Annotated in this window: 10 protein-coding genes; 5 read left to right on the forward strand and 5 right to left on the reverse strand. The window is 70.5% G+C overall.

The features are described from left to right. Position 1 precedes the first annotated feature (1 nt). On the reverse strand, positions 2 to 775 hold the full coding sequence (locus tag FHW12_RS16270; protein ID WP_220484492.1) for an MBL fold metallo-hydrolase: 774 nt from the start codon (positions 773 to 775) through the stop codon (positions 2 to 4). A gap of 96 nt (positions 776 to 871) precedes the next feature. Continuing rightward, on the reverse strand, positions 872 to 1,309 hold the full coding sequence (locus FHW12_RS16275) for a hypothetical protein (protein WP_182532090.1): 438 nt from the start codon (positions 1,307 to 1,309) through the stop codon (positions 872 to 874). A 162-nt stretch (positions 1,310 to 1,471) separates the two neighbouring features. Here FHW12_RS16275 and FHW12_RS16280 point away from each other — a divergent pair, with 162 nt between their 5' ends. Beyond that, on the forward strand, positions 1,472 to 3,427 hold the full coding sequence (locus tag FHW12_RS16280; RefSeq protein ID WP_182532091.1) for a pyrroloquinoline quinone-dependent dehydrogenase: 1,956 nt from the start codon (positions 1,472 to 1,474) through the stop codon (positions 3,425 to 3,427). 247 nt (positions 3,428 to 3,674) lie between these two features. On the opposite strand, the gene FHW12_RS16285 is transcribed toward FHW12_RS16280, so the two are convergent. Beyond that, on the reverse strand, positions 3,675 to 4,172 hold the full coding sequence (locus FHW12_RS16285) for a Slp family lipoprotein (RefSeq protein ID WP_182532092.1): 498 nt from the start codon (positions 4,170 to 4,172) through the stop codon (positions 3,675 to 3,677). On the opposite strand from FHW12_RS16285, the gene FHW12_RS16290 reads away from it, so the two are divergent. Further along, entirely contained in the window at positions 4,171 to 4,620 is a 450-nt protein-coding gene (locus FHW12_RS16290) for a GNAT family N-acetyltransferase (RefSeq protein ID WP_182532093.1), read from the forward strand. The two genes, FHW12_RS16285 and FHW12_RS16290, sit on opposite strands and share 2 nt — an antisense overlap. Positions 4,621 to 4,670: 50 nt before the next feature. Here FHW12_RS16290 and FHW12_RS16295 read toward each other — a convergent pair whose 3' ends face one another. Beyond that, a complete protein-coding gene (locus FHW12_RS16295; RefSeq protein WP_182532094.1) occupies positions 4,671 to 6,086 on the reverse strand; it encodes a hypothetical protein in 1,416 nt (471 codons plus the stop codon). A 128-nt stretch (positions 6,087 to 6,214) separates the two neighbouring features. Here FHW12_RS16295 and FHW12_RS16300 point away from each other — a divergent pair, with 128 nt between their 5' ends. Beyond that, on the forward strand, positions 6,215 to 8,437 hold the full coding sequence (locus FHW12_RS16300) for a winged helix-turn-helix domain-containing protein (protein ID WP_182532095.1): 2,223 nt from the start codon (positions 6,215 to 6,217) through the stop codon (positions 8,435 to 8,437). On the opposite strand, the gene FHW12_RS16305 is transcribed toward FHW12_RS16300, so the two are convergent. Further along, positions 8,434 to 9,621 carry a cation:proton antiporter gene (locus FHW12_RS16305; protein ID WP_182532096.1) on the reverse strand — a complete coding sequence of 396 codons (1,188 nt, stop codon included), beginning with the start codon at positions 9,619 to 9,621 and terminating at the stop codon, positions 8,434 to 8,436. The genes FHW12_RS16300 and FHW12_RS16305 overlap by 4 nt on opposite strands. 141 nt (positions 9,622 to 9,762) lie before the next feature. Here FHW12_RS16305 and FHW12_RS16310 point away from each other — a divergent pair, with 141 nt between their 5' ends. Then, positions 9,763 to 11,229: a WS/DGAT/MGAT family O-acyltransferase gene (locus FHW12_RS16310; RefSeq protein ID WP_310735265.1), complete on the forward strand. Its 1,467-nt coding sequence runs from the start codon at positions 9,763 to 9,765 to the stop codon at positions 11,227 to 11,229. 438 nt (positions 11,230 to 11,667) lie between these two features. Beyond that, positions 11,668 to 11,988, forward strand: a complete 321-nt coding sequence (locus FHW12_RS16315; RefSeq protein ID WP_182532097.1) for a hypothetical protein — start codon at positions 11,668 to 11,670, stop codon at positions 11,986 to 11,988. Positions 11,989 to 12,102 lie beyond the last annotated feature (114 nt).

The raw sequence follows: 12,102 nt of genomic DNA on the forward strand, positions 1-12,102 counted from the left end.
ATCAGGCGGCGCCCGCGAACGCGGTCGCGACGCCCGGTGCGAGCCAGTGCAGGCGGTGTTCGAGCGCGTGCGCGCGGAACGCGGCGTCGATCTCGCGCCGCGATTCGGTGAAGTGCGCCCAGCCTTCGTAGTGCAGCGGGACGATCGTCGCCTGCTCGAACGCGCGCGCGAACTCGACGCCCTCGTCGGCGGTGAAGGTGAGGTGCGACGGGCCCGCGACAGCGACGTGCGCCGCGCCCATGTTGAGCACGGCGACGTCGACCGGGAAGCGTCGCGCGACTTCGGCGACGCCGTCGTACCAGACCGTGTCACCGCTCACGTAGACGGCACCGCCGGCGTCGCCCACGCGTTGCAGCACGAAGCCGACCACCGGGCCGCGATCGCCGCCGTCGGGGCCATGGCGCGCGGGCGTCGCGGTGATGCGCAGCGTGCCGCCGTCGGGCAGCGCGACGTCGTGCATCTGCCACGGCGCGAGGCCGATCGCCGGCGTGCCGAGCCTCTGCGCACCGGCCCGCGTGGTGAGCACGACGCCGGCCTCGCCGAGCATCGCGCGCCCGGACGTGTCGAGGTTGTCGAAATGGTGATCGTGGCTGAGCAGCACGACGTCGATGCGGCCGAGCGCCGCGCGCGCGAGCGCAGGGCCTTGTGTCTTGTGCAGCGAATAGGACGCGGCGCGGTACTCGCCGCCGGCGACGTCGAAGGTCGGATCGGTCAGCAGGCGCAAGCCGCCGATCTCGACGAGGGCGGTCGGGCCGCCGATGTAGGTGATGCGCACGTTGCCTCGGTGGCAGGGGGAGCGCTGCCCTTGTTCGGGACGCCTCGCGCGCATTTCAACCCCGCGCGCCACGCGTCATGCGGCATCCGTCATCCGTCAGGGAGGAGACCCTTCGGCCTCGATGTAGTTGACGTGCACGACGCCGACACGGCTTTCGCGCGTGTCGGGGTTGACGCCGCGCGGATAGCGGATCTCCAGGTGCGACTCGTCGAGCCAGGTCACGCGCAGTTGCAAGGGTGAATAGGAGCCTGCGCGTACGAGCGCGGAGCGCGCGCTGAAGACCGTCTGGCCCCCGCCCGCGGCGAGGCCCTTGGCCGACACCGAGATGTCCGTCCGCAGTTCGCCTTCGCCGCACTGGTGGTTCTCGACCGTCGCACGCGCGTCGCCGGCGGCGGACGGGACATCCATGACGGGATAGACCATGCATACGGTACCGGGCCCGGCGCCGCGGGTCAGGAGGAGCAGCAGGCCTGCGAGCTGCATCGCACCGAATGCGGCGAGGATGCCGATGGCGACTTTCGCGAACGTGCGCATGGCGTTTCAGTCGGAGGCGGTCGGCCGATTGTCGGGCGCGCCCGCGGCGACCGCAAGGCGATGTCCCGCCCGCGTCGTCGTTCGTCCCGTTCGTCCCTTCGTGCTTGTCGAGGCACGGCGCCGCGCGTCCAATCTCCGCAGGGACTGGGAGGAAGGGCGACGATGAGGACGATCCTGCTGCTCGCCGGGCTCGCGACCGCGCTGCCCGCGCACGCCATATTCGAATGGAACGCGTACGGCGGCGACGGTCGTGGCCAGCGCCATGCGCCGCTCGCGCAGATCACGCCCGCGAATGTCGCCCGGCTCGAACTCGCGTGGTCGTTCCGTACCGGCGAGCTCGGCGACGGCTTCGCGCGGGCGCGCGCGGCGCTCACGTTCGAAGCGACGCCGCTGATGATCGACGGCACGCTCTACTTCGACACCGCGACCGGCAAGGCGTTCGCGCTGGATGCGGCGAGCGGCCGCGTACGCTGGCAGTTCGACGCGAAGGTGCCGCGCGGCCTCGACTATTCGGAGATGGCTTCGCGCGGCGTGAGCTTCTGGCGCGACGCGCATGCGGACACCGCTGCGCCATGCGCGCGGCGCATCCTGTTCGCGACGATCGACGCGCGCCTGATCGCGCTGGACGCCGCGGACGGCAAGCCGTGCACGGACTTCGGTCGTGGTGGCGAAGTCATGTTGTCCAAGGGCGTGCGCCTGTCGGAACGGCGCGTCGGCCAGTACGAAGTCACCTCGCCACCGGCGATCGCCGGCGATGTCGCCGTGGTCGGCTCGTCGATCGGCGACAACGGCGGTACCGATCTCGAACTCGGCGTCGTGCGCGCGTTCGACCTGCGCAGCGGCCGCGAGCTGTGGCACTGGGATCCGATCCCGCGCGCCGCGAAGGTGCCCGCCGATGCGGCCGATCCGGACTTCGGCGAAGTCGATTCGCAGCAGGCGCACTGGACTGGCGCGGCCAACGCGTGGGCGCCGCTCGCGGTCGACGCCGAGCGTGGCCTCGTGTTCGTCCCGACCGGATCGGCGAGCCCTGATTTCTTCGGCGGCGTGCGACCGGGCGACATGCAGTGGGCGAACTCGGTCGTCGCGTTGCGCGCGGCGACCGGCGAATTGGTCTGGGGGCGCCAGCTCGTGCATCACGACCTGTGGGACTACGACGTCGCCTCGCAACCGATGCTCGTCGATCTCGAACGCGACGGGCGCAATATCCCCGCGCTCGTGCAGCTGCACAAGACCGGGCAGGTGTTCGTGCTCGACCGCGAAACCGGCGAACCGCTGTTCCCGATCGAGGAGCGCTCGGTGCCGCAGGACGCGGTCGAGGGCGAAGTGCCGTCGGCGACGCAACCGTTCTCCGCGTTGCCGCCGCTCGTCTCGCACGCACCGGTGAAGCCCGAGGATGCATGGGGCCTCACGTTCTGGGACCGCAACGCCTGCCGCGATCGCATCGCCGCGTTGCACAGCGAAGGCATCTACACGCCGCCGAGCCTTGCCGGCACGATCGAGCGCCCCGGCTACGCGGGCGGTTCGAACTGGGGCGGCGGCGCGTGGGATCCGCAGCGGCGGTTGCTGGTCGCGAACGTGATGGAGCTGCCGTTCGTCGTCGCGCTGATCCCGCGCGACGAACTCGACGCGCAGTACGACTCGGGCACGTACGAAGGCTGGGAATTCGCCTCGCAGCGCGGTACGCCCTACGGCATGCGGCGCACGCTGCTGAAGTCGCCGCTCGGCGCGCCGTGCACGGCGCCGCCGTGGGGCAAGCTCGTCGCGGTCGACCTCGCCCGCGGCACGATCGCTTGGTCGAAGCCGCTCGGCACGTCGCGCGATCGTGCGCCGTGGCCGTTCTGGGACATCGAAGGCGCACCCGGCATGGGCGGCCCGCTCACGACGGCAGGCGGCCTCACCTTCATCGGTGCGACCACCGACAACTACCTGCGCGCGTTCGACACGTCGACCGGCGCGGAAGTCTGGACGATGCGCCTGCCCGCCGGAGCGCAGGCGACGCCGATGAGCTACGAAGCGGGCGGACGCCAGTACGTCGTCGTCGCGGCCGGCGGTCATGCGAAGCTCGGGACGACGCGGGGTGACTATCTGCTGGCGTTCGCGTTGCGTGAGGGCGAGTAACGCGCGTTTCGGATTTGCCTTTCCCGTTTGCGGGAGCGGTAGGGTGGGACGCAGCGCGCGAAAGCATCCGGGTCGCGCGATGGCGCTGCGATGCGAGTCCCACCGCAACGATCCCGACGAAGCGGTACCGCGGTGTCGGCGCACGATGGGACTCGCGTCGCAGCGCATCGCGAGTGCACGCGTTCTCGCGCGCTGCGTCCCACCCTACGCCGCGACGATGCGCTTCCGCGCGTCGGCGGCAACCCACTCACCGGATCCCGACCCCCACGCCGACACCGAAACTCCAATGGCCGCGGTCGTCGGGGAAGTCCCGCGGCCACAAGTGCACGTCGGCGCGCGCCACGCGCGGGTGAACGACCTCGCTACGGTCGATCGTGCGCAGCTCGCTGCCGGCGATGCGGCCGCGCAGGCTGAGCCAGCGGCCCGCGGGGTAGTCCATCGGTTCGACGAAGCCGGGCAGCACGAGCACGAAGCGTCCCTGCGACGGCGCGCGCGTGTCGGGACGCTGGCCGCGCGCGAGCGGATAGGCGACGAGCTGCACTTCGGTGGTGTCGGCGAGGTTCTCGACCGCGACGATCTTGCCGCCCCAGACGACTTCGCCGTCGTGATAGCGTTCGGGGGCCGCGGCGACCTCGGCGATGGTCGGCGAGGTCGCGGGCCCGTCCTTGAAGACGGGCGTCGCGCAACCTGCGAGTGCGGCGAGCAACAGGATCCACGAGAGCAGGCGGAAGGACGGGCAGGGCATGGGCGAGCACCACGAGCGGACGGTCGACGGCATCCTATTCTCCACCGATCGCGCACGCCTGGACATCGATTCGATCCACGCCTTCCTCGCGGGCGAGTCGTACTGGGTGCCCGGTATCCATCGCGAGCTGGTCGAGCGCTCGATCGAGCGTTCTCTCTGTTTCGGCGCCTACGAAGGCGAGCGCCAGCTCGGCTTCGCGCGCGTCGTGACCGACGGCGCCGGTTTCGCCTACCTGTGCGACGTGTTCGTCGTCGACGCGGCCCGCGGGCGTGGGCTCGGCAAGCAGCTCATGGAATTCGTGTTCGCCCACCCGGACCTGCAACGCGTGCGCCGCTTCATGCTCGCGACGCGCGACGCGCACGGCCTGTACGCGCAATACGGCTTCACGTCGCTCGCGAACCCCGACAAGTTCATGGAGCGCTACGACGCCGACGCGTTGTCGCGTTGAGGCATGTCGCTGCAACGCCTGCCGCGCGCGCGGCAGGCGCCGTGATCCGTTCAGCCGCCGTCGAAGCCGTCGCTGAACAGTTCGTCGCGCGTGTAGAAGTAGGACGCTCCTTGGTAGAGGTTGTCGCCGACCTTGCGCCCGTACGCGCCGACGAGGAACGTGCCGCCCGAGATGCCGGCCGAGAAACCGTAGTACGGGAACAGGTCGGCCGGATCGCCGGACGGATGCTCGTACGCCTGCAACAGGTTCCAGTCGCCCGCGGCATCGAGGCCGAACAGGTCGACGCGGCCCTGGCCCGAGCCGTAGCCGGGATAGGTGACGACCGCGCGATCGCCCGACAACGCGACGGACACCGCGTAGAAGATGTCGGTTGCACCGTCGGGAGCGAGGATCTTCTGCGTCTGCGTCCACGTGCCCGCGTCGAGCGTGAACGCGTAGAACTCGCCGAGGAAGCCGTTGCCGACCGGCACGCCGACCAGGGCGTGTACGTCGTCGTAGCTGACCGACAGGCCGAATGCGTCGTTGGTGACGCCATCCACCGCGACGATCTCCTGTGCCTGCGTCCAGCTGCCGCCGATGTCCTCGTAGAGGAACACGGCGCCCTGCGCCGCGTTGTCGCCCACCTTGGCGTTCGGCGAGCCGATCATCACGCTGCCGCCGTGCGCGGCGACCGCGTAGCCGAACTGGTCGTTGGCGACGCCGTCCGGGTTGATGATTTCACCCGACGGTTGCAACGACTCGCCGGTCACGCCGGAATACGCGTAGACGGCGCCCTGGCCGAAGTTGCCGTTGATCGTCGCGGCATAGGCGCCGACGAACGCGTGATCGCCGTCGAGCGTGACCGCCGCACCGAAGTAGCTCTGGTCGGTGCCGTCGGCGGCGACGAGTTTCTGCGTCTGCGTCCACGTGCCGCCCGCGTAGCGGAACACGTAGGTCGCGCCTTGTTGCGCGTGGCCGCCGACGCTCGCGAAGTGGGCACCGACGAGCGCGGTGTCGCCCTGGATCGCGACCGCATAACCGAAGAAGTCGCCGGCGACGCCGTCGTCCGCGGTGAGCACGCCGGTCTGCACCCAGCTGCCGCCTTCGTTGCGGAAGATGTAGGCGCGACCGGGGCCGGCCGGAATGCCGCCGGTCGTCGATCCGGGTTGCGGCGCGCTGATGATCGCGACGTCGCCGTCGATCGCGACGGCGGCGCCGAACGTGTCTTCCTGGATGCCGTCGGTGGCGAGGATTTCCTGTTCGAGCCACGGCACACTGCCATTCGGGGAGGGCGCGGCGACGCGCGAGACTGCCGTCGGCGGGGTCCGCACATGCTGCAGCGCCGCGAGACGGGCCGGGATCAACGCCGGCACGGCGCTCGCCGGCGTGGCCACGCTGCTCGCGACGGCAGGCGTGGCCGCACTCGCCGCGACGATGGCGACAACCGCGGCGGCGAGCGGCAGGAAGGGATGCAGGAGCTTCGACACGGATGTTTCCTCGCCAGCGTTGGGGGAGCACAAGGGATACGACATCGGCTATCGTCCGCCCTGTGCAGCGCCGTAGGCGTGGGTGTAATTTCCGTGTGATCCATGTGTGACGGCCCTGCCGCGTGACCATGCTCGCGAAAACCGCAATCCTGGGTCGCGCCGTCTACCGGTTCGGCCCGTTCCAGCTCGACGCCGCGGAGCGCCGCCTGCTGCGCGACGACGCCGAGGTCGCGCTCACGCGCAAGTCGTTCGACCTGTTGCTGCTGCTGGTCGAGCATGCGGGGCGGCTGCAGTCGCGCGAGGCGCTGTACGCGGCACTCTGGCCCGACACGATCGTCGAGGAGCACACGCTCACCTGGCACCTCAGCGCGTTGCGCCGTGCGCTCGGCGACACCGGCGACGCGCCCGCGTACATCGAGACCGTGCGCGGGCACGGCTACCGCTTCGTTGCTGCGGCGCAAAAGATCGACGCCGCCGACGAGGCGGGTGCCGCCGAGGCGACGCCGCTGGCAGCCGAAGCGCAGCCCGAGGTCGTCGCGGCGCCTGCGGAGCCGGCGACGGCCCCCGCGCCGACGGCGACACCCGCGTCGCGTCGTATCGCGGCCGCGCTCGCGCTGCTCGCGATCGCGATCGTGGCGTCGTTCGCATGGCACTTCGACGTACGCGTGCCCGAAACGCCGGCTGCCGCGAGTGCACCGCCGCATTCGATCGCGGTGTTGCCGTTCGCCAACCTCAGCGCCGATCCCGCCAACGCGTATTTCGCGAGCGGCATCCAGGAGACGATCCTCGCGCAGCTGTCCGGCATCGGCGACCTGCGCGTCGTCTCGCGCCGCTCGACGGCTGCGTACGAGAGCCGCCCGGCCGACCTCGCCGACGTCGCGCGCGAACTCGGCGTCGCCAGCGTGCTCGAGGGCAATGTGCAGAAGTCGGGCGCCGAAGTGCTCATCAACGTGCAGTTGATCGACCCCGCGAGCGGCACGCAGCTGTGGGCGCACAGCTACCGGCGCACGCTCGCCGACGTGTTCGCCGTGCAGAGCGACGTCGCCGAGCAGGTCGCGTCGGCGCTGCAGGCGAAGCTGCTGCCGGCGGACCAGAGCCGGTTCGCGCGCCTGCCGACGCAGGACGCGCAAGCGTACGACCTGTTCCTGCGCGCCGAGTATTCCGCGTTGCAGGTCGAGATGGGCACGGCCAACGACCGCCACGCGGCGACCGCGCTCGCGCGCTCGCTCTACGAACAGGCGATCGCGCGCGATCCCGCGTTCGCGCTCGCCTACGCTCGCCTTTCCTACCTCGAAAGCCATGCCTACTGGCTGCCGCTCGACCACACGCCCGCGCGCGCCGCCGCGGGCTTGCGCGCGGCGCAACGTGCGCTCGAGCTCGATCCCGACCTCGCCCAGTCGCACCTGGCGATGGGCTACGCGCACTACTACGGCCGGCGCGACTATCCCGCCGCACTCGCCGAGTTCCGCCGTGCCCTGCGCGACATGCCGAGCAACGCCGACGTCAACGCGTCGATCGCGAACATCCAGCGTCGCCGCGGCGAGTGGGACGACGCGCTCGCGGGCTATCGCCGTGCCGAGGTGCTCGACCCGCGCAACCCGCAATGGTCGATGCTCGTCGGCGACACGCTGACCAACATGGGGCGCTACGCCGAAGCGGACGTCGCCTACGCGCGTGCGCTGGTGATCGATCCGCACAGCGCGACGAGCGCGATCAGCCAGGCGTTCTCGCGCGAGATCGGCGGCGATTCGCACGGCGCGGCGCAGACGCTCGCGCGCCTGCCGGCCGATGCGAATCCGGACGGGTTCGCGACGACCGCGCGCTTCGTCGCGGCGTGGCTGCGCCGCGACGCGGCGGCTGCGCTCGCCGTGCTCGATGGCGCGCCGTCGACGATCGAGGCGCCGTGGACGCCGAGCTCGATTCCGACCGACCTGCTGCGCGCGCAGGCGTGGGAACTCGCCGGCGACACGGCTCGTGCGCGCGACGCCTACGAACACGCGCGTGCCGCGTTGCAGGCGCTGCTCGAGAAACAACCCGACGATCCTGCCGCGACCAGCCTGCTCGGCCTCGCCGAAGCCGGGCTCGGCCACGCCGACGCCGCGCTCGCGGCAGGCCGGCGCGCGGCCGAGCTGCTGCCGCTGGCGACGGACGCCGTCGACGGGCCGTGCTACCTGCTGTCGCTCGCCGAGATCGAGATCCGCGTCGGCGACCCGCGCAAGGCGGTCGAGCTGCTGCGGCACCTGCTCGACATGCCGGCCGGTCGCGAGATGTCGCCGTCGCTGTTCGCGCGCGATCCGCGCTTCGACACGGTGCGCGACGCGGTCGGCCGCGCGGCGAAGGCGCAGCCCTAGCCCTGCGATCGTGCGGCGGGCGCACGTCGCAGCAACAGCGACAGCACGGGCGGCGTCACGATCGAAGTCAGCAGCGACATCGCGACGATGACCGCGTAGGTCTGGTTCGAGAACACGCCCGCGGCGAGGCCGAGGCTCGCGATGACGACGCCGACCTCGCCGCGCGGCACCATGCCGACGCCGACGATGAGCGCGCCGCGACGGCCGAGCGAGAGCGCGCCGAGCCAGCCGCCGGCGAGCTTGGACACGATCGCGATGATCGTCACCACCGCGAGCATCCACAGCGCGCTCGGGTCGGCGAACACGGACAGGTCGATCTTCGCGCCCGTGACGACGAAGAAGAACGGCGTCAGCAGCGCGAGCAGCGGTTGCATCTGGTGCTCGAGTTCCTCGCGCTGCGGCACCTCCGAGGCGATCATGCCGGCGAGGAACGCGCCGATGATCGCGGCGAGGCCGAACTCGGTCGACAGGTACGCGAGGCCGAGGCAGATCGCCAGCGCGATCGTCAGCGGCGAGAGCGGATTGATCGGCCTTTCGAGCCAGTGCGCACGAGCGCGCATCACGCGCGTGCCGACCCAGCCGATCACGACGACGAAGCCGATCGCCTGCGCGAGCACGAACAGCAGCCCCTTGATGTTGACGCCTTCGCCGCCCTGCAGCGAGGTGACGACACCGAGCAGCAACATCGCGAGGATGTCGTCGATGACCGCCGCGCCGAGGATCACCCGGCTTTCGATGCGCGACAGCGCACCGAGCTCCTGCAGCACGCGCGCGGTGATGCCGGCGGAAGTCGCGACGAACGCGGCCGCGACGAACAGCGACTTGGTCCACTCGAAGCCATTGCCGTGCGCCCACAACGCGCCGAGCGCGAACGGCACGATCACGCCGAGCACGCCGACGAGGAACGCACTGCGGCCGACTTTCTTGAGTTCGTCCAGGCGCGTCTCGAGGCCGACCGCGAACAGCAGCAGCACGACGCCGATCTCGGCGAGGACGTCGAGCGGCGTGCCGGCGGCGATCTGTTCCGCGTTCACGAGGCCGAGGGCGGAGGGGCCGATCGCGCAACCGGCGACGATCTCGCCGACGACGCCCGGCAGCTTGAGGCGCTGCGCGATCTCCGCGCCGATCTGCGCGGCGACGAAGATCGCGAACAGGCTCAGCAGGATTTCGGCACCGTGATGCATGGGATTCATCCTCGAGGGCGACGTCCAGGAACGTGGCGCGATCGGTCGGGCGCGTCGCGTTGCGTTTTTTCGCCGCGCGCCCGATCCTACAGGAAGCGCAAGGCGGCACCCACGTCGCCGCGCCCGCGGGGGAGGTCGAGAGTGTCCGAACTGGAAGGTGGCGCGCGCGAGGCGATGTCGAAGGTGGACACCGCCTGGTTGCGCATGGAGCGGCCGACCAACCGCATGATGATCACCGGCGTGCTCATGTTCGCCGGCCCGCTCGATCCCGCGCGGATCAAGGCGCTGCTCGCCGAGCGCTTCCTCGCGTTCCGCCGCTTCCGCCAGAAGGCGGTGGTCGGCGTCAACGGCGCCTGGTGGGAAACCGACGGCGACTTCGACATCGACTGGCACGTGCGCGTCGCGGCGTTGCCGGGTGCCGCGGACAAGGCCGAACTCGAGGCGTTCGTGAGCGATCTCGCGTCCTCGCCGCTCGACATGTCCAAACCACTCTGGCAGTTCCACGTCATCGAGGGCTACCGCGGTGGCGGCGTGCTCATCGCGCGCATCCACCATTGCTACGCGGACGGCCTCGCGCTCGTGCAGGTGCTGCTGTCGCTCACCGACACCGCGCCGCAGGCGCAGGCGCAGGCGGAACTCGCGAAGACCTGGCTCAAGCGCGATCGCGGCAGCGTGCTCGAACGCCTGCTCGAGCCGATGCAGGGCGGACTGCACAAGGTGGTAGCGCTCGGCGAGAAGACCTGGGCCAGGCTCGCGCAGATGATGGCCGACCCGGCGGTCGCCGCCGAGTTCGCGCACGAAGGCAGCGAGATCACGCGCGAGCTCGCGATCGCGCTCACGCTCTCGGACGATCCCGTCACCTCGCTCAAGGGGCGGCTCGGCGTCGCCAAGCGCGTCGCCTGGGCCGAGCCGTTGCCTCTCGAGGAAGTGAAGACGCTAGGCAAGGCGCTCGGCTGCACGGTCAACGACGTGCTGCTCGCGTGCGCGGCAGGTGCGCTGCGCGGTTACCTGCGCGACCAGGGCGACGACGTCGACGGCCTGACGATCCGTGCGACCGTGCCGGTGAACCTGCGTCCGCTCGAGCACGCGAAGAAGCTCGGCAACCATTTCGGCCTCGTGTTCCTCGACCTGCCGATCGGCGAACCGAATCCGCTGCGTCGGCTCGAGCGCGTGGCCGCGTGCATGCGCGACCTCAAGGGGCGGCGCCAGGCGGTCGTCGCGTTCGGCCTGCTCGCCGCGCTCGGCATGGCGCCGGCGGCGCTGCAGGGACCGGCGCTCGAGCTGTTCAGCCGCAAGGCGACCGCGGTCGCGACCAACGTGCCTGGCCCGCAGCAGCCGCTGTTCATGGCCGGCGTCGAAGTGCGCGAACTCATGTTCTGGGTGCCGCAGACCGGCTCGATCGGCCTCGGCCTGTCGATCCTCAGCTACAACGGCCGCGTGCATTTCGGCGTGATCGGCGACGGCAAGCGCGTGAAGGACCCCGACGCGATCGTGCAACGCTTCGACGAGGAGTTCGAGAAGCTCATGCTGATCGCGCTGATGGAGGATTGGAGCGAGGACTTCGGCGCGCTCGACGCGGCGGCGACGCTCGTCAAGTACGGTGGATAGCGTCGGCGCCGGCCGCGGCACGCGGCGAGGCCGATCGGCCACGCCATGTAGCCGAGCAGGAGTGCGCAGCCAGCCGGTGGCGCAGCCGGTATCTGCGCTTGTTCCGCTTGCAGCCACGCGCTCGGCGCGACGTAGGCGATGAAGGCCGCGAGGCCGAGCAGCGGCGCGAACGCGACTGCGCGCCGCCATCGCCTCGCCATGCGCCACCGGCCTGGACATGCGATCCCGCCCGTGGGTCCGTTGGGTGCCATCCGCGACTCCGGTGCCGCGCTCAAAACGGCGGCTTTCCCGACATGTCGAAGCAGAGGCGTCGATTTCGACAGAACCGGCGCCTGCATCGCCGGGGTTCCGGTGGTTCCGATTGACGCGGCGCAACGCCGTGACACAATCGCCCGGACGGCGGCCGGGTCCGCCGTTTTCTTTACCAGGGGAATATCGATGTCGAAGCCGTACTGGGTGTGCGCACTGGCGCTCGCGATGACCGCGTGCTCGTCGGGTTCGGACAAGAATGCAGCGACTGCCGAAGACCTCGAGCACGCCGATCGCGTCGCGAAGGAAGCCGAGGCGCAGCTGCAGAAGAACGAAGCCGAACTCAAGAAGAGCATGCGCGAAATGCTCGCTGCGGTCGGCAAGTCGTGCGACCGCGTCAAGGAATTCGAGCAGGAGTCCGACACGCGCCTGAAGATCACCTGCAGCTACAACGGCGACGTCATCCACTACGTGGTCGACAAGTCGAGCAACACCATCGAGGAACGTTAGGCGCGCCGCGCTGCCGTGACGACGGCGACCTGCTGCGCGAACCCGCGTGGCCGGTGCCCGCGCAGCAGTGCCAGCGGACGGTCAGAATTGCGACCGGCGTCGGACACGCGCATG

The sequence above is a fragment of the Dokdonella fugitiva genome (assembly GCF_014138265.1).
In the GTDB taxonomy this organism is placed as follows: Bacteria; Pseudomonadota; Gammaproteobacteria; order Xanthomonadales; family Rhodanobacteraceae; genus Dokdonella_A; species Dokdonella_A fugitiva_A.